This is a genomic window from Liberiplasma polymorphum (assembly GCF_043951795.1).
Lineage (GTDB): Bacteria > Bacillota_I > Bacilli_A > Izemoplasmatales > Izemoplasmataceae > Liberiplasma > Liberiplasma polymorphum.
Genome location: NZ_JBIOAG010000010.1, coordinates 1 through 25916 on the forward strand (window position 1 = coordinate 1; position 25916 = coordinate 25916).

22 protein-coding genes, 1 pseudogene and 1 other annotated feature are annotated in these 25916 nt (G+C 33.3%); of the genes and pseudogenes, 6 read left to right on the plus strand and 17 right to left on the minus strand.

Annotation, left to right across the window (positions count from 1 at the left end):
• Positions 1-107: 107 nt before the first annotated feature.
• The gene (locus ACHAJD_RS03405; protein WP_435584461.1) at positions 108-1031 is read left to right on the plus strand and encodes an alpha/beta fold hydrolase; all 924 of its coding nucleotides are present in this window, start codon (positions 108-110) and stop codon (positions 1029-1031) included.
• A 23-nt stretch (positions 1032-1054) separates the two neighbouring features.
• Here ACHAJD_RS03405 and yfmH read toward each other — a convergent pair whose 3' ends face one another.
• From yfmH to ACHAJD_RS03475, 15 genes and pseudogenes are all read right to left on the minus strand, one after another.
• Complete coding sequence (yfmH, locus tag ACHAJD_RS03410; RefSeq protein WP_435584462.1) at positions 1055-2329, minus strand: EF-P 5-aminopentanol modification-associated protein YfmH; 1275 nt, start codon at positions 2327-2329, stop codon at positions 1055-1057.
• Positions 2310-3569 (minus strand): M16 family metallopeptidase, encoded by a 1260-nt coding sequence (locus tag ACHAJD_RS03415; protein WP_435584463.1) that lies wholly within the window; start codon positions 3567-3569, stop codon positions 2310-2312. Before ACHAJD_RS03415 ends, yfmH begins: the two co-directional genes overlap by 20 nt.
• A 39-nt stretch (positions 3570-3608) precedes the next feature.
• Entirely contained in the window at positions 3609-4316 is a 708-nt protein-coding gene (deoD, locus tag ACHAJD_RS03420) for a purine-nucleoside phosphorylase (RefSeq protein ID WP_435584512.1), read from the minus strand.
• Positions 4317-4334: 18 nt separating this feature from the next.
• Entirely contained in the window at positions 4335-4994 is a 660-nt protein-coding gene (deoC, locus tag ACHAJD_RS03425; protein ID WP_435584513.1) for a deoxyribose-phosphate aldolase, read from the minus strand.
• A 39-nt stretch (positions 4995-5033) separates the two neighbouring features.
• Positions 5034-5618 (minus strand): annotated as a pseudogene (locus ACHAJD_RS09840) (DUF6198 family protein); the annotation flags it as partial.
• A gap of 105 nt (positions 5619-5723) precedes the next feature.
• Positions 5724-8444 (minus strand): isoleucine--tRNA ligase, encoded by a 2721-nt coding sequence (gene ileS / locus ACHAJD_RS03430; protein ID WP_435584464.1) that lies wholly within the window; start codon positions 8442-8444, stop codon positions 5724-5726.
• A gap of 39 nt (positions 8445-8483) precedes the next feature.
• Positions 8484-8683, minus strand: a binding site (T-box leader).
• A gap of 35 nt (positions 8684-8718) precedes the next feature.
• The gene (locus tag ACHAJD_RS03435) at positions 8719-9492 is read right to left on the minus strand and encodes a hypothetical protein (RefSeq protein WP_435584465.1); all 774 of its coding nucleotides are present in this window, start codon (positions 9490-9492) and stop codon (positions 8719-8721) included.
• A 14-nt stretch (positions 9493-9506) separates the two neighbouring features.
• Complete coding sequence (locus ACHAJD_RS03440; RefSeq protein ID WP_435584466.1) at positions 9507-9764, minus strand: YggT family protein; 258 nt, start codon at positions 9762-9764, stop codon at positions 9507-9509.
• A gap of 3 nt (positions 9765-9767) precedes the next feature.
• Positions 9768-10058, minus strand: coding sequence for a cell division protein SepF (gene sepF, locus ACHAJD_RS03445; RefSeq protein WP_435584467.1), 291 nt, complete (start codon positions 10056-10058; stop codon positions 9768-9770).
• A complete protein-coding gene (locus ACHAJD_RS03450; protein ID WP_435584468.1) occupies positions 10058-10696 on the minus strand; it encodes a YggS family pyridoxal phosphate-dependent enzyme in 639 nt (212 codons plus the stop codon). Before ACHAJD_RS03450 ends, sepF begins: the two co-directional genes overlap by 1 nt.
• The gene (locus tag ACHAJD_RS03455; RefSeq protein WP_435584469.1) at positions 10689-10850 is read right to left on the minus strand and encodes a hypothetical protein; all 162 of its coding nucleotides are present in this window, start codon (positions 10848-10850) and stop codon (positions 10689-10691) included. The genes ACHAJD_RS03450 and ACHAJD_RS03455 overlap by 8 nt, the downstream gene beginning before the upstream one ends.
• 72 nt (positions 10851-10922) lie before the next feature.
• Complete coding sequence (gene ftsZ, locus ACHAJD_RS03460; RefSeq protein WP_435584470.1) at positions 10923-12095, minus strand: cell division protein FtsZ; 1173 nt, start codon at positions 12093-12095, stop codon at positions 10923-10925.
• Between the two features lie 72 nt (positions 12096-12167).
• Positions 12168-13280 carry a tRNA guanosine(34) transglycosylase Tgt gene (gene tgt, locus ACHAJD_RS03465; protein WP_435584471.1) on the minus strand — a complete coding sequence of 371 codons (1113 nt, stop codon included), beginning with the start codon at positions 13278-13280 and terminating at the stop codon, positions 12168-12170.
• Between the two features lie 2 nt (positions 13281-13282).
• Positions 13283-14554, minus strand: coding sequence for a 2-hydroxyglutaryl-CoA dehydratase (locus ACHAJD_RS03470; protein ID WP_435584472.1), 1272 nt, complete (start codon positions 14552-14554; stop codon positions 13283-13285).
• Between the two features lie 2 nt (positions 14555-14556).
• A complete protein-coding gene (locus ACHAJD_RS03475) occupies positions 14557-17493 on the minus strand; it encodes an acyl-CoA dehydratase activase (protein ID WP_435584473.1) in 2937 nt (978 codons plus the stop codon).
• 256 nt (positions 17494-17749) lie between these two features.
• Here ACHAJD_RS03475 and ACHAJD_RS03480 point away from each other — a divergent pair, with 256 nt between their 5' ends.
• Genes ACHAJD_RS03480 through ACHAJD_RS03495 form a run of 4 tightly spaced genes read left to right on the plus strand, consistent with a single transcriptional unit; the run spans position 17750 to position 20165 of the window.
• Complete coding sequence (locus tag ACHAJD_RS03480; RefSeq protein WP_435584474.1) at positions 17750-18124, plus strand: hypothetical protein; 375 nt, start codon at positions 17750-17752, stop codon at positions 18122-18124.
• Between the two features lie 17 nt (positions 18125-18141).
• Positions 18142-18507 (plus strand): DUF2089 domain-containing protein, encoded by a 366-nt coding sequence (locus ACHAJD_RS03485; protein WP_435584475.1) that lies wholly within the window; start codon positions 18142-18144, stop codon positions 18505-18507.
• A 9-nt stretch (positions 18508-18516) separates the two neighbouring features.
• Positions 18517-18903, plus strand: coding sequence for an SHOCT-like domain-containing protein (locus ACHAJD_RS03490; RefSeq protein ID WP_435584476.1), 387 nt, complete (start codon positions 18517-18519; stop codon positions 18901-18903).
• 2 nt (positions 18904-18905) lie between these two features.
• Entirely contained in the window at positions 18906-20165 is a 1260-nt protein-coding gene (locus ACHAJD_RS03495) for an MFS transporter (RefSeq protein ID WP_435584477.1), read from the plus strand.
• Between the two features lie 27 nt (positions 20166-20192).
• Here ACHAJD_RS03495 and queA read toward each other — a convergent pair whose 3' ends face one another.
• Both queA and ruvB read right to left on the minus strand, forming a co-directional pair.
• Entirely contained in the window at positions 20193-21236 is a 1044-nt protein-coding gene (queA, locus tag ACHAJD_RS03500) for a tRNA preQ1(34) S-adenosylmethionine ribosyltransferase-isomerase QueA (protein WP_435584478.1), read from the minus strand.
• On the minus strand, positions 21236-22240 hold the full coding sequence (gene ruvB, locus ACHAJD_RS03505; protein ID WP_435584479.1) for a Holliday junction branch migration DNA helicase RuvB: 1005 nt from the start codon (positions 22238-22240) through the stop codon (positions 21236-21238). The genes queA and ruvB overlap by 1 nt, the downstream gene beginning before the upstream one ends.
• A gap of 142 nt (positions 22241-22382) precedes the next feature.
• On the opposite strand from ruvB, the gene ACHAJD_RS03510 reads away from it, so the two are divergent.
• Positions 22383-25904 (plus strand): hypothetical protein, encoded by a 3522-nt coding sequence (locus ACHAJD_RS03510; RefSeq protein ID WP_435584480.1) that lies wholly within the window; start codon positions 22383-22385, stop codon positions 25902-25904.
• Positions 25905-25916: the final 12 nt, after the last annotated feature.

Here is a 25916-nt window from a genome sequence, read left to right on the forward strand (position 1 = left end):
AATATTCATTGTATCATAAACTTATCTATAGCTGATAACACGGATAAATAAAAGAGATTGAATGATACTTTTTGTTCATGATATAATAGATAAATGGGAGGGATACTATGAAGGAGACGGTATTAACACATCGTTTAGGAAATGTTTTACATCTATACACATTTGAACCAAGTGTTGAAGCAAAAGGGATTGTTTTATTGGTTCATGGTGCGGGTGAACATGCACGTAAGTATGATGAGTTTGCAAACTATTTAACAGAAAACGGATTTTATGTGGTAAGTTATGATCAATTTGGTCATGGGAAGAGTAAACTACTAGCTGATAGAGTTGTTTTTGCTAAAGAAAATGGAGACAAACTCCTTACGGATGGGTTAGTTTTAGTCCATGAGTATGCCTCGGGCATCCAACCAAGTTTACCAATCTTTGTGATTGCTCACTCGATGGGAACATTTATTGTAAGAGCACTTATGACGACAAGAAAAGACTTATTTGATGGGCATATTTTAATCGGTTCAACGGTGTTTTCACCTTTAAAAATCAAACTTGCTTTACTAACTTCTAAATGGATTATGAAATTTAAAGGGTATGATTATATCAGTCCTTTCATGACAAGTCAAACGCAAGATAAACCTTACAAATCAATGAAAAAACGTGGATTAATTCATGAACGCCATGAATGGGTAACAAGTGATATAACGCGTCAAAAGCTGTTAAAATCTGATACACTTAGTAATGCCCCATTTACAATTAGTGCACAAAGCGATATTTTCAAATTAATGCTTAAAGCTCAAGCTTATAATGAACTAAAAAAGACCGCAAACGGTCGTTTAGTTCACATTATATGTGGCGAAGAGGATGCTTTATGTAATTACGGAGAAGGCATTAAAAAATTATATGGTTTATATTTTAAAAGCGGTTTTACGAATTTAAATTATAAAGTTTACCCTAATGTCCGCCATGAGTTATTAAATGAGATTAATCGTGATGAAGTGATGGGCGATATATTAGAAATATTAATTAAAGAAACTTAAAAAATCAGGAAAATTCCTGATTTTTATTTTGGTAAAACTATAATGCCGGTTAAACATTCTTTATGCATGGTGCTTTTATGAGCAATCACTTCTTCGTAAGTAATGGCTTTTGCAATGTCTAGTACATCATAAATAATCATATCTTCGTGTGCTAAACGACTGGTTTCATGTGCTAAATATTCTAAACTATCTAGCCCCATCACAAAGCTCCCTATCATTTGTTTTTTAATACGTTCAAAATCTTCTTTATGAATAGAAATCTTATCATGTTCAATCAATGAGTTTACAATTTTCTCATAAAGACGTTCTGGATCACTGGTTTCACTTCCTATTAAAGCATAACCATAAGATGATTCTAAGCTTAGATCAAGACCATATGAATCATTAATTAATTTTTCATTCATCCACAGTTCGTAAAAATCACTGCTTCTTCCATACACTAAATCCATGTAGATTGAAAACGACAAGTTATCTTTAAAATATTTGGTTTTGTTGGTGTATGAAGGCATACGTTTAATCCCTATTAACACACTAGGCATTAATACATCTAACTTTAAAACCTCTTTATCTTTAACCACAGTTTTGGGTTCTTTTTCAGTTATGTCTGAGGGTTTATATAATGTTTTCTTTGGAAGGGTAATCGCTTTTTCTAACTGATTTTTTAACGCATTTACATCAAGATCTCCAATCATAATTAGTAAGGATTCTTCTGGTTGGTAATAAGCTTTATGCATTGCTTTTAACGCTTTAATATCAATGGCATCAATCGAGGTATTGTCCCCTAAAATATCATCTTTAATCGGATGATTTAAAAACATATTTTGAAGTAATTTATAATATTGAATATGATAAGGATCATCTAAATGCATATTGAGTTCTTCTTTAATAATGTTTTTTTCTTTTTCAATGCCCGAAGCTGTAAATTTCGGGTTAAAAAACATATTAATAAGTCTCGATGTGTTTTCAATAATTTTATCGGTTGCACTAAATAAATATGTGGTCCGATTATGTTCTGTGTAAGCATTGATTTGCGCTTCTTCTAATGCGAATAATCGCGAAATATCTTCTCCATCAACTTCAAAGACTTTATGCTCTAGAAAATGGGCAATCCCTGCAGGTACGGGGATTACTTTTCCAAGTTCATCTTTATACGCACGATTTATTGAACCGATTGGTGTAGAAAGTGTTACATAGGTTTTATGAAATGATGGTTTTAAAATAATAAACACATTGAGTCGGTCAAACAACTTAAACTGCGTAAACGATTCATTAAACGCTTTATAGAGTTTCGTTTTCATGTTTAATCCCTCCAAGTTCATATTCAAAAATTTGATGGCATTGATTGGCTACTCTTGTGAGGGCTTCTTTTGTCACATTTGCAATGTTAGATAATACACTTTCTTCGTTAAATGGTAAGTTAAAAAGTGCTGCGCGTAATGCTTTTTGTGATAAACTACCTTGTGAATCATAACTTTGCTTAAACCCAGTAATTAGATGAGTTTTTGCTAGGGTTAAGTCTTCATCAGAAAATGAGCCGTTTTGAATGAGTGCTAAGCAAGATAGCATCATGGCTTTTCCTTTTTCAATGTTCTTTTCATCCATACCTGAGGCCATTGTTATAAGGCCGTTAAAGGGTGAATAACTAGAATAAACATAATAGGCTAAACTATGGTGTTCTCTTACAGTTTTAAATAGTAATGAATCTGAACCCTCACCAAGTAAAGCATTTAATACTAGCATAGTAAAATAATCTTCATCACGGTAAAAGATTCCTGTTTTTAGCGTAATAAATATTCTATTTTGTGTCACATCGTATGCTTCAAAAATACGGTCTTTTTTTATAAAGTCATGACGATATAAAATCGGTAATGGTTTTACAACACTTTTAATCGGTAAACTTGTTAAAATTTCATGATGTATTTTTTGCTCATCAAAGTTTCCAACAACGCTTATAAACACTTCGTTTTCATTTAACATTTGGTTGTAGCTATCTTTAATCATATCTAAGGTTACAAGATCAATCGCTTCTTCTTTACCAAATGCGTGTTGATTATAAGGGTGTTCTTCCATTAAATACTGATTATAACGTTTACTTGCAAAACGGGTTTTATTCGCAAATTCAGCTTTAAAATAATCTTTTAAAAACTGTTTTTCTTCTTCTAGTGTTTTTTCATCGAATAAGGGTTCATATAAGACGTGTTTTAAATAGGTTAATGCTTCATGAAATAGTGTTTTTTCAATGGTAAAACGATCATCAATCATAACCATTGTAATTTGATTGATGTGTTTTGTGCCAAATTTAAGTGCTTGAGTTAATAATAAAGAATCATATAAAGATTCTAAATATTTACTTTGAGCTTTTCTTGTGGGTGTTACACGGTTTTTAGCTCTTAACATAGAAAGCATTAAGTTTCTAGCGGTTATATTTTCACTATTTAAATCAGTGAAAAAGCGAATCGTTAAGATTCGTGATTTAAACTGATTTGTGTGAATATATTGATAAGTAGTATTGTTTTCTTTAAATGTTTGTAGTTTCATAATGCCTCCAAAAAAAAGTGCCGAAGCACTTTATTTTTATTATGCTAATGTCAAAGCAATCTCCATCATACGTGTAAATGCGTTTTGACGTTCTTCAGAAGACGTTGCTTCATGGGTAACTAAAGAGTCAGAAACGGTGAGTAAACACGCTGCGTGTTTACCGGTTACTTTTGCATTATGGAATAGTGCAAATGATTCCATCTCTACTGCAATCGCATGATGTTTTTCAAATATTGTTTTGTAGTCATCAAAATTTTCGCGATAAAATACGTCACTTGAATGAATGACCCCTTTAGTGATTGGAATATTTAAGTCTTTAGCGCTTGCTTCTATTTTATCATTAAGCACTGTACTTGGGTAAGTATAGGCTTCATTATAATTACCTGCTTGTGTAAGTGCGTAACTAGATTCGCTATAAGCACTAGTTGCTAATAATACATCATATAATTTTATTTGGTCAGTGTATGCCCCACATGAACCAATACGGATGATGTTTTCTACATCGTAAAATTTATAGAGTTCGAATGAATAAATCCCAATACTTGGCATCCCCATTCCACTACCCATGACACTAATTTCTTTTCCGTTATAAGTCCCTGTATAACCAAACATGTTTCTCACTGTATTAAATTGTTTTACGTTTTTTAAATAAGTATCTGCAATAAACTTTGCACGAAGTGGATCGCCTGGCATTAAAACTGTTTTGGCAATCTCGCCTTTTTTCGCTTCAATATGCGGGGTTGGTATACTCATAAATAAATCCTCCTAATAACTTTCTTCGCTGTTTTCGCCTTTCATAAGCGAAACACCATTACTTGTTCCAATTCTAGTAGCACCGGCTTCAACCATCATGTCAAAGTCTTCACGGGTTCTAACCCCACCACTTGCTTTAACACCTTTTCCTTTAGCAATTTCAGCCATGATTTTAACTGCTGTTAACGTTGCGCCACCAGTACCAAAACCAGTACTTGTTTTAACAAAGTCTGCACCGGCATCCATTGCGGCTTGACTTGCTAGGCGGATTTCATCCTCTGTTAGATAACAAATTTCTAAGATAACTTTTAAGACATGATTTTGACAAACATCTTTAATTGTTTTAATCTCATCACGAATATCATCATAAAGTCCTTCTTTAACCCAACCAACATTTATTACCATGTCAATTTCATCAGCACCATTTTTTAAAGCATCTTCTGTTTCAAATACTTTTGTTTTAGTTGTTGATGCCCCAAGCGGGAATCCTATAACCGTACAGACTAATACATCAGATTTTTTTAAACTTTCTGCTGCATAGGCAACCCATGTTGGATTAACACATACACTTTTAAAATCATAAGTGATGGCTTCATCAAGTAATTGATTAATGTCTTCTTTTGTTCCAACGGCTTTTAAGTAGGTGTGATCAATGTATTTGTTCATTTTCATAATTTGCCTCCTAATGATTACTAAATATCTTTTTAATAATGGGCCAACACTTACGATAAATATAAATGTTCCCAGTTGTAAACTTCCAATATTATTGTTTATAGACCATGTGAGTGTTAAGGCGATAATGACTGGTACAAAATCTAGTATAATTCTAAGTCTTACCATTTTGGTGGTTTTAAATACCCGCATTAAAGCTAGCATTAATTCATCAAAAACACCAGCGGGATAGGTCGAAAGTATTAACAGTGCCCCACCTAAAGGAAGCAATAATACTGAACTAAGAAATAAGATTGCTCTAATCGATAAGGCATCTGGAAAGAAATCTTTTAATAAAATTAGATTAAAAAAGTCAATGAGTCCGCCAACAATTAAAATTGGTATGGCCATGAAAATATACTTCATACGTTTTTGAAGTATCATTACAAGTAAAGTTGTAAATAATGCTACTAATATCGTTGCTGTACCAACGGTAATACCTGTTGTTAAATGCAAAGCAACATGCAAGGTATCATAGGGGCTTGTCCCAAACTCACTACGTATTACAAGTGCAACCCCAAGCGCAATTGCTGTACATCCAGCTAAATACATCACGGTGTTTTTTATTGAGTATTCGACAACCATTCATTTCACCCACCGCTTCATGTTTAAGCATTTTTCTATTTATAATCACGTATTATTTTACTTGATTTTAAAGTAAATTGCAATGATTCATCATGGGATGAATCATTAGCCATTTACAATGTTATTACATCTTTCGCAAAGTTCTTCTTCGTTAATTTCAGTTACATGCCAACAGCGTGCACACGTCTCACCGTCTGCTTTTAAAATATCAATCGATAAGTCTTTAAATTCATATGCGCCAGACCCTTCTTTGATTGATACATCACTAACGATAAATAGTTTATTAAGTGCATTAAACGATTCAAGGAACGCTTTGGTTTCTTTTTTTGGATAAAGTACGACATGTGCTTGTAAACTTTTACCAATCACTTTGGCATTTCGTGCTTCTTCTAATGCTTTTAACACATAATCACGAAGTTGCATAAATTGATCATATTGCTTTAACAAGTCTATGTCTTTTTCAAATCTTGAAATAGGCATGTTTTCTAAGTAAACACTTACTTCTTTTTTATTTGGTAAGAACTGATACGCTTCTTCAGTGGTATGTGGAATAATTGGTGTAAGCATGCGAAGCAGCGCATAAAGTGTATCATAGATTACCGTTTGAGCACTTAGTCGTTTAACATCTTGGGCTTTTTCGATGTATAAAATATCTTTCGTATAATCTAGATAAAAGGCACTAAGTTCTCTACTAACAAAGTTCGTTACTAAACGCGTAACATCATCAAACTGATAGCGCTCATACGCTTTACTTGTTTTTTCGATAAGTTCGTCTAATTTTAACATCATGTAGCGATCGGTTGCTGGCATATCATGATAAGCAATGGTATGGTCTTCTTTATTAAAGCCATCGATAGCCCCTAGCATGAATTTAAATGTGTTGCGTATTTTTCGGTAATGTTCACTGACTTGTTTCATCATTTCATCACTAATACGGACATCACTTTGATAATCAACACTAGCCACCCATAAACGTAATATATCAGCACCTAGTTGATTCATTACCTTAATAGGATCAACGACATTCCCTAAAGACTTACTCATTTTACGGCCATTACCATCTAATACAAAGCCATGTGTTAAACATCCTTTGTATGGACTTTTACCTGTTGCGGCTAATCCTGTAGATAAACTTGAATTAAACCAGCCACGGTATTGATCTGAACCTTCTAAGTATAAATCCGCTGGATAAGGTAATCCAAAATCTTTCATTCCGCCGTGGTGACTAGTTCCAGAATCAAACCATACATCTAAAATATCTGTTTCTTTTCTAAAATTATCATTTGGGCTTAAAGTTTTATTTTCAAAGCCTTTAGGGAGTAAATCTTTAGCTTCCCATGTAAACCAGATATTTGAGCCATGTTCTTCAAATAAATCCGCAACATGATTAATGATTTTCGCATCTAAAATTGGGGTGTTATCTTCATGATAAAAAACAGGAATCGGTACGCCCCAAGCACGTTGACGACTAATACACCAAGACCCACGATCCTTAATCATGTTTTCCATGCGAACCTCACCCCATGATGGGATCCAGTCAATTTCTTTCACGGCTTTTAACATTAAATCTTTTAAAGATTCAATTGAGGCAAACCATTGATCAGTTGCACGGAAAATAACAGGTTGTTTGGTTCGCCAATCATGTGGATAACTATGGGTAATCCAGTTCATTTTTAGTAAATGGTTGTTTTCTTCTAAATCTTTTACAACCGCTTTGGAACAATCATCGATAAATAGGCCTTCATATTGTAAGGCTTCTTTTGTCATAAAACCTGATGCGTCAACTGGACATAATACTTCTAAATTATTCGCTTGTCCTATGATAAAGTCATCTTCACCATGTCCTGGTGCTGTATGCACTAACCCAGTTCCAGATTCAATCGTAACGTGATGACCACTAACGATTGAACTAACTCTATCATATAGGGGATGTTTATAGGTTAACCCAAGAAGTTCAATCCCACTAACTGTACGAATAATTTCAACTGATTCAAAGTTTAATGTATCAATTAAAGTTTGTTTTAAAGCCTCAGCAAAAACATAGATTTCATTGTTTACTCTTGCAAAGACGTAATTGAGTTGTTCATTGACTGCAACCGCTAAATTTGCAGGAATGGTCCATGGGGTTGTTGTCCAAATTAAGAAAGAAAAATCTTCCTTAAAATCTCCTTTATTTACAGCATCAAATTTCACATAAATTGATGGTGATTTTTTATCTTGATATTCAATCTCAGCCTCAGCTAAAGCAGTCTCAGATGATGGCGACCAAAAAACAGGTTTTAATCCTTTGAAAATTAAATCTTTTTCAACCATAGTAGCAAACACTTTTAGCTGACTAGATTCATATTTCTTATCCAAAGTAATATACGGATTATCCCACTCACCTAAAATACCTAAACGTTTAAATTGTTCACGTTGGCGATCTACTTGACGTAAAGCATAATCTTCACATTTTTCTCTAAATTCAACGAGTGAAAGTTTTTTACGATCGACTTTTTCTTTATTAGTTAAAGCTGATTCAATCGGTAAACCATGTGTATCCCAACCTGGTACATAGCGAGTATATAGTCCGCGCATGTTTTTATCACGTACGATAATGTCTTTTAAGACTTTATTTAATGCATGTCCGATATGAATATCGCCGTTTGCATAAGGTGGCCCATCGGGTAATACAAATGCTTTATTATCTTTATTTTTGTTTAAACGTGCGTCATAAATATTTTCCTGATTCCAAAATGCAATACGATGGGGTTCGTTTTGACCTAAATTTCCTCTCATAGGAAAATCTGTTTTTGGCATTAATAATGTGTCTTTGTAATCTTTCATACAGTCACACTCCTTTTTTAAAATAAAAAAATCGCCCTTAAAAAGGACGAATTAAAATCCGCGGTACCACCTTAGTTCTAGTTTCCTAGCGCTTAAAGTCTTTAACGCAGACATACGGATAATCTTTGCAATTACCATCTCAACGGTGATATTTTAAAATGATTATTCCAAGTTCTCAGCTTCCTTGGTCTCTGTTAATAATCGGGTTATTTAAAACGTGTCCGTATCATCGATTTCTTTGTAATTATACCAAATTTTACTTTTTTTTCAAGTATTAAAACTTTCTTTCATTATCTTTATAAAACAAGGTATTCCCATCTTTTCTACTTAAAGTTTCAGGAATATCAAAAGATAATTTATCTAAACGGCTTAAAGTATAGATAACTGATGTTTTTAAAAACTCATTCTCATCTTTTAAAGCTTCTTCTAGTTCTTCTAAAGTAATCGTTTCTGTTTCTATAAATGATTTTGTTTTATCAATCATATAGTAGATTGAGTAAGGATTATTTTTAACGTATTCTTGTGTTTCAGCTTGCAAGGTATCAACTTCTTTACCTAAATCTTCAAACTTTTCATTAAATGCTTCTTTCTCATAATCAAACATCACAAGCATGACATCAATCAGTTTTTGTGAAAATCTCATTTGGGGTTGCTGTTGAATTGCATTTCCAAATTTGTTTTGAAGGGTATCGTTTAGTTCATTGGCCTTTACTAAGTCTCCTGCAAAAATATATGCCATTACAAGGTTTTGTAATTTAGCCCCTTGTAAGAGTTTACGCCCTCTTGCTGATCTTTTATATAGTGATTCAACTTGTTCTAAATAGCCTTCACCATCAGCATAAACATAAAGTAATTGATGCATATAGCGGTACATATTATTCGCAACACGCTTCATGGTAAAGTTCATCACAAATACAAAGATAAGCGCAACAACTAATATCATTCCTGTAGAGGCTTCATGTACTGTAACTAAGTAATACGTTATTCCAAATAGGATAACCATCCCAATAAAAAATATAATTCGGTTTATTTTAAAATCTAATAACATAATCTCCAGCCTTTCTATAGTGAATTAATAAACATGCCAAATGCTTGTAGTCCGAATCCATAAATAACAAACCCAACAATTGGGGTAAAATCCATATATCCGATAACGATTATTCCTCTAAACAATCTTAAATAAGGATCTGCTATTTGATGGAGATAAAAATAAAATTTACTTTGTCTAATCTCTGGAATCCAACTTAATAAAACATAAGCAATGAGGACATAAAAATAGATTCTCAAGATATAGTATAAAATACTCAGTGCTATAGCCATAATTTACTCCTTATATTTCGCAATAAATTTACGTAATGTTTTATCTTTTATATCATCTTTAGTCGCAAACACAAAGATTTTTTCACGGATTAGTTCAACTTCTCCATCAAGGGCATATATAACACCACTTAAAAAGATAATTACGCGATTGCTTTCAATCACATTATAATCTTCAAAGTTAACAATAACTGGTTTTCTTAACATTAGCATGTTAGCAAGGTCAAATACATCGACCTCATCTGTCATTTTAATAAACTCTGTACGATCATAAGCCGGTTTAAGTTTTTTTCCCATTACGAACCCTCCGATAATAATATTCGACCTAATCTTAACACGGTCGCCCCAACTTCTAAAGCAATTTGATAATCTGAAGACATGCCTATGGATAATCCATTGATATCTTTATATTTATTATTAAGTGTATCTCTTAAATCTTTTAACTTTGTGAACTGTTTTTTTATTAAAGCATGATCAGATGTCTCAGCAGCCATACCCATTAGCCCGATAACTTTAATTTTTTTAAAATCTTTGATAGAATCTACAAAGCTTTCGACTGCATGACTATCTAGGCCGTGTTTAGATGTTTCGTCCGAAATATTTACTTGAATATAACAGGGTAACACTTTTTCACGTCTTTTTTCGATTTCTTCTGCTAGTTTATACCGATCAAGTGAATGAAGGGTATCGATATCGTTAATGACTTTTTTAACTTTTTTTGTTTGTAAGGTGCCTATAAAATGCCATTTAATTGGATAATCTTTTAAAAATAATTGCTTTTCTAAAATCGCTTCTACTCTATTTTCACCAAAATGGTAAAAATCATTATCTAAAAACGGTTTAAAATCAGCAAATGTTTCTAAATATTTACTTGCCATGACAATGTGAACATTAGGATAACTTGCCTGGATGGCTTCTATGAGTTTTTTATTCACGTCGTTGCCTCCTGTTCATATAAGTGAAAATCGCAGTCATAATGAGTAAAATGATGCTTAAAAGCCATTCTAAAGAGGTGCTTCTATCTTTAAAAACAATAAACACCACTATGATGGTTAATACACTGACTAGATAAATTAAATTATACACCATTTTCACATCTATCACCAAAATAATTATATCATAAAATAAGAAAGTATGAATGTTCATACTTTCTTTATCCCTTTATTTAAAGCGAGATTTTAACCAAGAAGGAATGTTTGTTTTGTTTGGTTCATCTTCAACTTCTACTTCTTTAGGTTTCCCTTTATCTTTTTTCTTTTTCTTTTTAGCAGCTTTTTTCTCTGCAGCGCTAAGATCGTCATCATCTTCATCGTCTAAATCAGGTGCATCGGTTGGTCGAACGTAATCGTTAGCTCCTAATGTTTCTAATTCGATTTTACGGTTTTCATCAAATCCAGCTGCAATAACTGTCACAATAACTTCGTTATCTAAATCTTGGTTGATGGTCGTTCCGTAGATGACATTAATTTCAGTTGAACTAGCAGCTTGGATGGCTTCAATGGCTTCAGTAATTTCCCATAAAGCAATATTCGGTCCACTAGTGACATTGACAATCGCATCAGTTGCTCCGTCTATGTGGGCATCAAGTAATGGGGAATGAATCGCTTTTTTAGCCGCTTCAACCGCACGGTTTTCACCGTCTGATATTCCAATACCCATTAATGCGGTTCCTTTATCTTTTAAAACAGTTTTAACATCAGCAAAATCTAAATTAATAAGCCCTGGTACTGTGATGACTTCAGCAATTCCTTGAACCCCTTGTCTTAAAACATTATCAGCTTCTCTAAATGCTTCAAGCATTGAAGTATTTCGATCTGTTACATAGAGTAAACGGTCATTAGGGACGATGATTAGTGTATCAACATAAGGCTTTAAAGCATCTAAGCCTTCTAAAGCCGTTGCGACACGTCTTCTACCTTCAAATTTAAACGGTTTAGTAACAATACCTACTGTTAAACAACCCATCTCTCTAGAAACTTTTGCGATTACAGGGGCTGCACCAGTCCCAGTTCCACCACCCATACCAGCAGTGATAAAGACCATATCTGTATCCTTTAATAATTCACGTAATTCATCTTCTGATTCTAAGGCTGCGCGTCTTCCAACTTCTGGGTCTGCCCCAGCCCCTAGTCCACGTGTTAAAAGCTTACCAATTTGTAAGCGTACATTTGCTTTTGATTGTCTTAAGACTTGTGCATCCGTATTCACGGCCACAAACTCTACCCCTTGAACTTCATTTTCAATCATGCGGTTGACAGCGTTTCCTCCGCCACCACCTACACCGATTACTTTTATAGAGGGTTTCTGACTAAAATGATCATTTTGTTCAAACATAGTATGACCTCCAATAAATCTTTAAGCCTATTATAACGTATTTAATGCGATATTAAAACTAGTTTATATAACTTATTTCGTATAGAAACGTTTAAAAAAGTCATTTTTGTAATCAATTAACCTGTCTTCTTTAATTGCTTCACGAATTTCTTTCATTAATCTCTTTAAAAAATAGAGGTTGTGATAACTTACTAAGCGTTGTCCTAACATCTCTTCGGCTTTAAATAAATGTCTAAGATAACTGCGGGTATAAGTCGTACATACTTTACAATCACATCCCGAATCAAGCGGCCCATAATCTTTTTCAAACTTAGCTGCTTTAATGGTTATTCTGCCTTCATGAGTATAAGCACTTCCATGTCTTGCAAGACGGGTTGGGTTGACACAATCAAACATATCAATTTTTCTAATAACACCTTCAATTAAATCATCAGGTGTCCCAACACCCATTAAATAATGCGGTAAATCAACAGGTAAGTCATCTTTAATCGCGTCTAAAACTTTATACATTTCTTCTTTGGTTTCTCCGACACTTAAACCGCCAATTGCAATGCCATCAAAACCGATTTTTAGTGTTTCTTTTAAAGAGTGTAACCTTAAATCAATGTAAGGCCCCCCTTGGATAATACCAAATAAACTTTGATCTTTTAATTGATGTGTATCTTTTCCTCTTTGTGCCCAGCGTAAAGTACGCTCAACTGAGGCTTTCATATATTCATGACTCGCATCAAACGGAGGACATTCATCAAAACTCATAATGATATCTGCACCAAGTTTTTCCTGAATTTGAATGCTTTTCTCAGGAGATAAAAATAATCTTTCGCCACTTTTATGATGTCTAAAATGGACGCCTTCTTCTGTGATTTTTCGCATTTCACTTAAGCTAAATACTTGATAACCACCACTATCTGTGAGTAAGGCTTTATCCCATTTCATAAACCCGCGAATTCCGCCATGCGCTTCAACAATAGCTTCACCTGGTTGCAACCATAAGTGATAAGTATTCCCTAAAATTAAGCCATCACTGGCTTCGTTTACTTCACTAACATCTAGTGTTTTAACGGTAGCTTGTGTTCCAACTGGCATAAATATTGGCGTTTCAAAAGATCCGTGAGGTGTATGCAATATGCCATATCTTGCCCCACTTTGTTTGCACGTATGAATTAGTTCATAAGTTATTTTCATGTTTATTCACTCTTTTCTAATTGTCTAAACGCATTAGAGACCATTAAATTAATACGGTTCAGTTGATTAATTTTCGAGGCACTAGTATCGTAATCTATTGCGACGATATTACTTTCTGGATAATATTTTTTAAGTTTTTTAATCATGCCTTTACCTGCAATATGATTAGGCAAACAACCAAATGGCTGTGTACAAACAATATTTGGAGCCCCGTGTTCGATTAAATCAATCATTTCAGCGGTTAATAGCCAGCCCTCACCCGTATGAGTCCCAACATCAATAAATCCAGCTACCAAGTTCCTTAAATCTTTATATGGAATCCCTGGAAAATACCCAGCCTTATGCATGAGTTTTCTTAGTTTTTGTCTGCGTAATTCAATATACCAAATAATGATTTTTAACGCAAGACGTTCTTTTTTAGGTCCACCATAGCGCTTAATGTCATGCGCTCTTGAATCAAAACTGTATATGAAGAAATCATAGATTGGTGGTGTAACGACTTCACAGCCTTCGTTTTCTAATGTTGCTTCTAAATGATTATTTCCAAGTGGTGAATATTTAACATAAATTTCGCCTACAATGCCCACTTTAGGCTTTTTCTTAGTTTTATCCGTAGGAATTTGACTAAATTGTTTAATCATGTTTTTACATACTTTCTTATGCATTTTCCATGAGAATACTAAACTATGTTGAAAATATTCTTTTAATGTTTCGTTAATTTCTAGCATCAACTGATTAGTTTGTCCTTTGTTAACTTCATAAGGACGGATTTGATTGACAAGTGCCATCATTAAATCACCAAACAACATGGCATCATGAAGTTTATGTAGCAATCTTGGTGTCATTTTAAATCCAGGATTTTTTTCAAATCCATTGGCATTTAAAGAAATCACTGGAACATAAGGAAATCCAGCTTTAATCAATGCTTTTCTTAAAATCGCTATATAATTACTTGCACGACATCCGCCACCAGTTTGCGTAATAATTAAAGCCACTTTATGGGCATCTAATCCTTTTTTCTTTAACGCATCAATAAATTGCCCAACGACTAACATTGCTGGGACACAAATATCGTTATGGGCATACTTCATCCCCTCATGAATCAAATCATAATCAGCTGTTCTTAAAAGCTCTGCCTTGTACCCTTCGCTTGTAAATGCATTCACGAAATGTTCAAAGTGATAAGGCGCCATTTGAGGAACTAGTATGGTATATTCTTTACGCATTTCTTCTGTGAAGAGTAATCGGTCATCCTGATAAACTAATTGTGTCATAATCAACCCCTCCTCATCGTTGAAAGAAGGCTTCTTAAACGTATGTTTACAGCCCCTAAATTCGATATCTCATCAATTTTTATTTGGGTATATAGTTTATGATTATCTTCTAAAATTTGCTTTACCTCATCTGTGGTGATTGCATCAAGACCACATCCAAAAGACACAAGTTGAACTAAGTTCATATCTTCTTGCATAGCCACATAACGCGCGGTATCATAAAGTCTTGTGTGATATGTCCATTGGTTTAGTACTTTTACATCTTTTTTTACTGCAAGATGATTGAGAGCGTCTTCACTTAAGACAACAACATTTAAGCTGCGGATCATTTTTGGAATCCCGTGATTAATTTCAGGGTCTATGTGATATGGTCTTCCTGCTAAAACAATCATATTGAGTGCGTGTTTACGTGCAAATCTAATCGCACGTTCTCCTTCTTTTTGAACGTCAGTTCTAAAATCAAAATAACTTATCATGCCTTTATTAAAAGCTTTTTTCAAGATTTTTTTATTAGTGTTTATGTGCGGAGATAATAATTTGTATATGGTATCAACGAATTTTTGCTCATGGTTTAATGTTAAATAAGGTTGTAAAAATTTAGACATATCTAAATGATCCATATTTGCATTAATCACTTCTGGATAATGCGCAACAATTGGACAATTATAATGGTTGTCTGCATAATCTTTTTCTAAAAAGTTAAAAGGGATATTTGGATAAAATATAAAATCTACTTCTTTTTCAAATAATGATTCCATATGCCCATGGACAAGTTTTGCAGGATAACAGATGGTATCACTTGGAATGGTGTCTTGCCCTTTTTCATATAACGCTTTATTTGAACGCTCACTTAAGACGACTTTAATATTTAAAGCCTCAAAAAATGGTTGCCAAAAAGGCATGTTTTCATACATATTTAAAACAAGTGGAATCCCAACGGTTTTTTGATAATTGGTTTGTCCATTAGATTGATAAGACAAGATTCTGTCATACTTATACAAATATAAGTTAGGTACATCATCATAACTTACACTAATTCCTGCACCTTTTTCACAACGATTCCCGCTAATATAACGTTTACCATCATTAAATATATTGATGGTTAAGGCACATAAATTTAAACATTTATGACAGGTTGCACGTTTACTTGCAAATGTAAATGTTTCAAGTGCTGCTTTATCTAAAAGCGTCGTCCCGCTATCTACATGGTTATTTTTAGCAATTAATGCAGCGCCAAACGCACCCATTAATCCTGCGATATTTGGTCTTGTAACTTCTATATTTGTTTCTTGTTCAAAAGCACGTAACACCGCATCGTTTTTAAAAGTACCGCCTTGAACGATAATATTTTTTCCATATTCTTCTTCAACATCGTGTGCACGGATAACTTTATATAAAGCATTTTTTACAACACTTACAGCAAGTCCTGCACTAATGTCTTTTGAACTTGCAGCCTCAGATTGGGCTTGTTTAACACTTGAGTTCATAAATACCGTACATCTTGAGCCTAAATCTACAGGTTGTTTTGCGGCAACAGCCATATCAGCGAATGTTTGGACGTCATGACCAAGTGATTCTGCAAAGGTTTCAATAAAACTACCACAACCACTACTGCATGCTTCATTAAGCACAATAGAGGTTATAACATTGTTTTCTATTTTAAAGCATTTCATATCTTGTCCGCCGATATCAATGACAAAGGAAACATCTTTATTAAAATATTTCGCAGCCTCATAATGACAGATGGTTTCTACTTCACCACCATCTAAATGAAATGCATGTTGAATGAGGGCCTCACCATAACCAGTTGAATAGGCATGTTGAATCAAAATGCCATCATGGAGTTGGTCATACATGTGAATGAGGGCACTTTTTACCATTGCAACAGGATTCCCTTTATTGTGTGAATAATAGTGATACAAGATTTCATTGTTTTCTGATAAGAGCACTAACTTTGTTGTTGTACTGCCTGCATCAATCCCTAAATACGCATTTCCGTGATAAGATAAAGGATCAATAGAATCAATACGCGCTTTATCATGACGCGCTTTAAACAGTTTATAATCTTGTTCGTTTTCAAATAAAGGTTTCATTGTTTTACGCAAATTTTCTTTAAACTGTTTACGGTAATCAAGCACCGCACTACGTACTTCTTCTATAGTAAGTAACTCGCCTTTTGCTTCTAAGGCTGCACCGTATGCAACAAAGACTTCTCCATCTTTTGGAATAAAGACATCTTTTAAATCTAAAAACTCAATAAATCGTTTTCTAAGTTCACTTGAAAAAGTAAGGGGTCCACCTAAAAAAGCGACTTTTCCTTTGATTTTTCTCCCTTGTGATAACCCAGCAATCGTCTGATTGACAATGGCTTGATAAATGGATGCAGATATATCTTCTTTTCTTGCTCCTTGATTAAGTAAGGGTTGAATATCGGTTTTAGCAAATACCCCACAACGGGAGGCAATATCATAAAGTTTTTCATAATCTTTTGCATAAGCATTAATGCCCGCTGCATCCGTATCAAGTAGTGAAGCCATTTGATCAATAAAGGCTCCAGTACCACCCGCACACGTACCGTTCATACGTTGTTCAATGTTTAGTCCATCAAAAAAGATGATCTTAGCATCCTCTCCACCAAGTTCAATACACACATCAATATCCTCAATATGATGTTTTAATGCGGTGGTTGCACTAATCACTTCTTGCGTGAACTGTACGCCAATATACTTAGCTAATCTTAGTCCTGCACTACCTGTGAAGTTAAAATGTGCTTTTTGATTACCAATTTCATCTTTTAACGTATCTAAAAGTGTGTTTAAAGACTTAGACACACTACTTAAGTGACGTTTATATAATTTAAAAATCATTTTATCATTTTGATCTATTACAACAACCTTTATCGTTGTACTCCCTACATCTATCCCTATGCGTAAACTCATATTGTCACCTATCTCCCTGCACTTTACCAATTGATTTCTTAACTATTATATATTAAAACAGGTAAAATTACTATATACATAAAACGTTTTCTAAACAAAGATGAAAGAATATAAACTCTGTTAGAATTAATTCTTTTTTACATAAAAATTAATTTTATTAATGTTGAAATTAATTTATTTAACTTTTTGCTTGACTTTTTTATTGACACTATTTAAAATAAGGGTATCAAAGTGATAACGTATATGAGGTGATAACATGAATCAACTCCAAGTGTGCGAAAAGGTCTATAATGGCGAATTAAGCGCATCACAAGCACACGAACTACTCGTTCCTAAGATAAATACTAAATTACTTAAGCGTGCGCGTTTTATTAAAATGCGTATCCATCTACCGAATGAGTCAAGAAAATTAAACACATTTTTAAAAATATTGTTCGCTTTACCCATACCTCTTTTTATCGCAAGATGGGGATTAAATATTGCAGGTAAGAAGGCTGGTTCTCATCATGGTAAACATGAATTCACAGATGAAATCTCACTCGATGAAATCAAAGCACTACTAAAATATGCTAAAGGGACTAGAATTAAAGTCGAATCAAACGATGCCGTTATTCGTATTATAATAAAATAAAAAAGGAGAATGCTATTATGCAAAGACATGTCATTGGCGAATGCCCTATTTGTAAACATGATTTGTTTGTTACTAAACTTGAATGCACCAATTGTCACACAGAAATTAGTGGACAGTTCCAACTATCTAAATTTAACTATTTATCTAAAGAACACTTATACTTTATTGAATTATTTATTAAAAATAAAGGGAGTATTAAGCAATTAGAAAAAGAGTTAAACATCTCATATCCAACGGTTAAAAAAATGCTTGATGAAGTCATCATTAGTTTAGGTTATACCGTGGTTGATGATGAAGAAAACAATCCAAAGAAAGACGAGATTTTACAGCAACTTGCAGATGGTAAGATTACTTCTGAAGAAGCTCTAAAATTATTGAAGTAGGTGAATATTATGAGTCAAGAAAAACTTAAAATATTAGAAATGATTGGCAGTAAGATCATTACCCCATCTGAAGGGGCTGAACTTTTAAAAGCAATTGACAGCGATTCTAAAGGTCATATCAAAATCGCTAAAAAAGAAGCGTTTAAAATGTTTAAAGTGCGTATATTAAGTGCCGATGGAGATAAAGTAAATGTCCAAATTCCGCTTGAGTTTGCTAAAGTCGCTTTAAAAAGTGGCGGTAGAAAAGGCGGGTTCATGAAGTTTGATAAATTAAATGAGATGGATGTTGATATCGACTTTGATATGATACTTGATATGATCGAACGTGGAACCCTTGGTAAAATCGTTGACATTGAAAGTGGCGACGGCGATAAAGTTGAAATCGTTATCGAATAACAATGATTAATTTACTAAAAAACAGGAATTTTACATTACTTTTTACGGGAAATTTCGTTTCTCGTATTGGGAGTACATTTTACAATTTTGCAGTAGGATGGTTTATTTTAACCCTTACTGCATCTCCTTTAAAAATGGCAATTTATATCGCATTAGGGGCTATTATTGAACTCATTGTTTCCCCTTTAGGTGGCGTGTTAGCAGACCGTTTAAATAAGGTGCGAACCCTCTACATCACAGATTATATTCGAGGGATCACAGTTATATGCGGTGGCTTATTCATTTTTATGTTTAATCAAGAAACTTATCTGTTATTATTACTTTACATTATCACCATCATTCTAGCACTAAACAATGCGCTTTTCTTTCCAGCAGCAAGTGCTTTAATGCCTGAGGTTGTAGAAGATAGCGAGCTCAATCAAGCGAATGCTTTCTTTAGTTTAATTGGCAGTGTTCAAACCATTATTGGTGTATTGCTTGCTGGATTATTTTATACATTACTTGGCATTGAATGGATATTTATTATTAACGGAATAAGTTTCATAATTAGTGCTTTTAGTGAAATGTTTATTCGTACGCATTATAAAAAACCTACGGGTCAAATAAACGCAAACTCAGTAAAAACAGACTTTTTAGAAGGTCTTGCTTATATGAAAAACAAAACAGGACTTCTTCAGTTTATGTTTGCGGCACTATTTATTAATTTTGCATCAGCGCCTATATTTGCTAATGCACTGCCTTATTTATTCAACTTAGAACTCAATAAAACCCCCATGCATTTATCGGTTGTCCATATAATATTTTCAACAGGGATGATCCTCGGTGGGGTACTGGTTGGTTCATTAGGCAATAAGGTCGCGATTAAAACTTCCATTAAACACGGTATGATGATTACTGGTATCGGTTTATTAACGGTTAGTTTACTATTGCATTTAGTATCATCTAGTTGGATGAGTTATCCTATGTTTATGAGTATATTTTTACCTGTTTTCTTTTTAAGCGCTGTAGGCAATATGTGGTTAAACATTCCATTTAGCACAGGGATTGTAAGATCTGTTGAACCTTATGTAAGAGGTCGTGTATTATCGATTATGGGCACACTAAGTGCTGGTTTAATGCCAATATCGTATATTCTAGCGGGGATGATTTTAGAATACAGTGGTCTATCTATGTTAGTGTTACTCGTCTGTATTGTTGGGGCTATTCCCTTCTATATCATGATTAAGGGTAAACGTGTAAACTTATTACTTGAATCTTTATAAAATAAAAGTGTGAATTTTAATTAAAACTCACACTTTTTTTATTAAATTAGTTAGAAACATCGCATCACCAAATGAAAAAAATCGATACTTGTTTTCAATGGCATACTGATAGGCATTAAAGATAATGGTTTTGCTTGAAAAAGCTGATACAAGCATTAATAACGTTGATTCAGGTAAATGAAAGTTTGTTAATAAACTATCTACAATTTTAAACTCAAAGCCTGGATATATAAACAAATCACTAAACCCGCTTTGTGCCTGAATAACCCCTTTTTGTGTTGCCACAGTTTCAAGGGTTCTAAGTGAAGTCGTCCCCACTGCAATCACGCGGCGGTTAGTTTTTTTTGCTTGATTAATTTTTAAAGCCGCCTCTTCGGTTACAGTATAGTATTCTTCATGCATTTTATGGGTTTTTACATCTTCTACGGTTACCGGTCTAAAGGTTCCAAGCCCTACATGTAACGTTACATAAACGATTTCAATCCCTTTATTTTGTAGGTGCGTTAAATAATCGGTTGTGAAATGAAGTCCTGCAGTTGGTGCAGCCGCACTTCCTTTATGTTTTCTATAAACCGTTTGGTAACGCTCTTTTTCAACGAGTCTTTCATGAATATAAGGCGGTAAAGGCATTTCACCTAAGCGGTCTAATATTTCATAAAACACACCTTCATAGTGCATTTTAAACCGTCTTAATCCTTCTTCTTTGACTTCAACACATTCAGCAACAATATCATCGTTTCCAAATGTGATTTTTGTTCCTACTTTTATTTTTTTTGACTTTTTGACCAAACATTCCCAGCTGTCATCACTTTCTTGTTTTAAAAGCAATATCTCAATGACCGCTGAAGTATCTGTTTTTTTACCAATAAGTCTTGCAGGTAAAACCGCTGTATCATTTAAAACCAATACATCGCCTTTAACTAAATAATCTTCTAAATGCTTAAATCCAGTGTCAATTAAAGTCCCTTCAGTTTTATCAACTACAAGTAAACGAGAATCGGTTCTATTTTTTAATGGACTTTGAGCAACTAATTCTTCTGGTAATTTATAACTAAAATCTTTTAACTTCATTAAAACAAACCACCTTGATACGGTATTTTTAAATGTTTGTACGCTTTATCTGTAGCCACTCTTCCTCTAGGAGTACGTTTAATAAACCCAAGTTTCAATAAGAAAGGCTCATAAACATCTTCGATGGTTGTGACTTCTTCTGCAATCGACGAGGCTAAACTCTCAACCCCAACAGGGCCCCCATTAAATTTTTCAATTAAACCACGTAAATAATCATAGTCTTTTTGATCGAGTCCTAATGGGTCTATGCCTAGTTTATCTAAAGCCATTTTGGTAATATCTATACTAATGATACCATCATTTAATACATCTGCGAAATCACGAATACGTCTGAATAGTCGGTTTGTAATACGTGGTGTTCCGCGGCTTCTTCTAGCGATTTCAATAATACTTTCATCAGCAATATCAGCCTCATATATACGTGCGGTACGAGAACATATTTTTTCAAGTGCATCTTGGTCATAATATTCTAATTTATGGACAACACCAAAACGATCTCTTAAAGGCGCTGTTAAATCTCCAAAACGCGTTGTAGCACCAATTAAAGTAAACGGTGGTAAATCCACACGAATTGAACGACTTGTTTCGTCTTTACCAACAATTAAATCAATGGCAAAATCTTCCATTGCAGGATATAGCACTTCTTCAACAACTCTAGGTAAACGATGAATTTCATCAATAAATAAAATGTCACCAGGTTCTAAACTCGTAAGTAATACGGCTAAATCACCACTTTTTTCAATACTCGGCCCACTCGTTACTTTAATCGCAACACCAATTTCATTCGCAACTATGTTAGCTAGTGTGGTTTTGCCAAGCCCTGGTGGGCCGTATAATAAGACGTGATCTAAAGATTCATTACGACTTTTTGCGGCACGAATAAAAATGTCCATCATCTCTTTAACATGGTCTTGTCCAATGTATTCACTTAGCGTTTTAGGTCTTAAACTAAGCGTTTCAATATCTTCACCTAATCGCTCACTCGATACTAATCGTTCACTCATACTAACACCTCAGTTAAAATTATACACGAAAGTGTACCATTTACAACAGAAAACCCTTATTTATCATGTCTTCTTTGATTGTCTAAATAAATATTCTATGGTAAAATAAATCTAACGTAAATTACACAAAAGGAGGAATATGATGCTAAAAACTTTATTCAAGTCGAAAGCCCCACAAGATAAAGCCCGTTATGAAATCGAAAAATCGATAAATCAAGACATAAATAAAGAATATCAAAATATCGAAAAATTGAATAAACGCTATGACGAAATCACGACCCTTGCAGAAAAACAATACGAATCTCAAGAACGTCAATTCGTCAAAGACAAAAGTGCATTAGAAGCCTCTTTTGACCGTAAAAGAAACGAGTTAAAAATTACTCAGGAATCTGAAAAAAAACAGGCTTTAGACAATTTAACTCATTCTAAAAAAACATTAAAAGAACAATTAGAAGCACTGAAACTAGATCACAAGAAATCAATCATCATGTTAGAAAATGATCTTGAAACACTCAAGCAAGAAAAAGAGCTCACTTTAAAAGAAATTGAAAGAAAATATTTGTCTAATACTTCTATTTATGAAGATAAGCTTCAACTATTTAAAAAGAATCTCTCCAAAAATCAAGAAGAAACTAAAAATAAATTCGAACAAACCATTAAAACCTTAGAAGATTCTCTTGAAGCTTTAAAAAGTGAAGGGTTTGAACAACATAAATTATTTGAGACCAACTTAGAAGCTTATCAAAAGATAGTATCTCAAGCCTTTGTAAAAGGATCAAATAATTTAGATAATTACGAAAAAGATTTTCTCCATAAAATGAATCAGTTTAGAAAAGAGTTAAACGTTCAGCTTAAAAATGTCGACTCACTCTTATCTAAAACACGTAGCCAAATTGAAGCACCATTTTTTACGTTTGGTAAACATCTACAACAATTTTCAACGACAATTAAAGGGCATACTAGTGATACTTTAACTGCCATTGAACAAGATTTCATTTTTGAGTCTGCACGTACTGAGAAGGCACTAGCCCCTAAAAAAGACCAAGATCCACTCGATGCTAAACAAATTAAAGACATTAAGGCACGTTTAAAACTTGCAGAATTAAGAAAAAACACCCTAATCGAACAATTAAACGCCATCGAGCGATTCTTAGATGAAGAAGTTAAATATTTAGAGTCTTCACTAGATTTTGAAAAAACGAGTTTAACCAAAATTTTTAACGATTATGAAACCTTAATAAAAGAGCAACACAATGCTATTAAGGATATTTTTTCTACAATCGAAAACTATATATCTCTAACAACCAAACAACTCTCTGAAACAGAAACAGCCACTTTATTTGCTAATAAAATGGCTGCGGTAAAATTATTAGTTAAAGAAGTCTTTGATGGTATAAAAGCCTTTGAAATCGAACGACTTAAAGCCCATATCAACTTTACAAAAAATACCCTACCTTTAATTCAAGAACTTGATGACATAACGATTTATTTAGATACTGTAGAACCCTTAAAAGAAATCGAAATCAGTAGACAAAAAATAAAAATTGAACAAGAAGATGCTTCAATTAAACTAGAAATTCAAGATGCCAACCTGACTTTCGAACTCACTAAAAAAATCATTGATCACGAGCTTAGATTAGAAGAACAAACGTATTTAAATGATATGACTTACGCTAAAGAAGAGCAAAATTATCAAGATTTATTAAGTCAACACCAATATAACTTAAATAAAATAGATATCGAAGAAAAAAGCGCCTATTCAGACGCTGTTTTCGCGTTAAGAGAAAATCACTTTAATCGTGATATAGAACTTACAAAAGCACGACAAGAACTTGAAAAAGAAAAACTTCAAATAGAAAAAAATATTAAATTACTAACAATGTCTAAAGATTATCAACTAAGCTTGATTGATTTAGAACGCGAAACTGAAGAAGCTACCGTACAACACACCTATGAAATCGAGCAATTAAAATTATCCCTTAACTTAATGCTCGAAAAGAAACGCAAATTAGAAGAACGCTTTAAACTAAATACAAATCAAGAAATTGAGCGTTTTAAAGAAAAACAAGATGAACAAATTAAGGAAACCGAATCCCTTCTTAAAATCGCTAAAAAAAATCATCAAGAAAAAATTGCATTTATCAACCGAGCACTAGAAAAAGAAACCGAACAACCCTTAAAACACATTAAAGAAATTAAGCAATTAGTTTTACATAGAGTTACATTATTAAAAGATAGTTTAAACTACGTTCAAGGCCCTTTACTAGATGTTGATAAAGCCATATCTAATCCTGAATCATCCTTTAAACTCCTGCTACCAATCGTTGGCACACCGTTTATTAAAACATTTGAGCAATATGTTAAGCAATCGTATGAAGTATATAAAGAAAGTTTAACCTTCATACATGAGATAAAACTTAAACAGTATGCAACTGAAATTGCATCAGAACGTAAACGTCAGCAACTCATTCAAAAAGAAAATAGCGATTATGAAAAAATAATTCAAAAAGCTGACAAAGATGCTGATGCATTAAAACAAGTTGCGTTAGAGCGTATCCAAAACGCTAAAACGCTTATTCAAAATGAAAAGAATGCAACTTTACAAAGTATTCGCGTGATTATTAAACCCCTTTGCGAGTTATTACTAGAACGTGCAAATACTTTAACTAAGCAAATAAGCACTTCAATAAAAGCATTGTTTGCGGCTTTATATCAAAATGATGAAACATTAATTAATCGTGCGAAAGAAAATCATCAAAAAGCTTATGAGCAAGAAGTAAAACGTTATGAAAATGAAATTAAACCCTATGAAAATAAAACACAAACTTATAAAGAAAGTTATGAAAAGTCTGTAAAAGAATTTAAAGAACAATTATCAATAGCCAATCAAAAAGATTTAGAGTCTATAGAAAAAGAAATCGCCTTAATAAGAGAAAATATTCAGTCACACATGGAACAAAAAAATCATTACTTAGAACGTTTTAAAGATAAAGAAAAACAAGTTGAATATGAATATAAAGAAGCAAAAGTGTTGATTGATCAAGAATTTGAACAATCACAAACACAACTTGAAGCCCAAACCAAACAAAAAGTTCAAAAACTGCTTTCTCGTTTAGATGATGCAAAAAATATTCTAAACTACGAACAAAAAATGCATCAAAATGAGATTGAACATTTAGAAAATTTAAAACAAGAAGCCTTCAGTCAACATGAAATGAATTACGAAGCACAAAGCCGTGTGCTTCAAAGTCATATTGATAAACTAAAAAGTACTAAAGAAGGTCGATTAAAAGAATCTCAATTAAATCTTGATAAACGAAACACAGAACTTGAAGAACTGGTTTTATCTAGTTTACCAAGACTTGATCAGTTTATTGAAGAAGCCTCAAGAAAAGTCGATCAAGAAGCCAGCTTAAAACGTCAACAGTTTAATCACATTCTTGATCAATTACGTACTCAAGAAGCTACGCTTAACGCAGTCATATCTGATGCGATAAAGCAATTAGAATTATCGCTTGTTCAAGCCCGTTCAAGTTATGATCATTCTGATACATTTAAAACTCAAGATGCTTTATCATTAGTTGAACCGATCGTATCAAATACTAAATCCTTTGTTCAAAAATTAATTGACAAAACAATTGAGGATATCATTCACCGAGACTAAGAAAGGTTGATC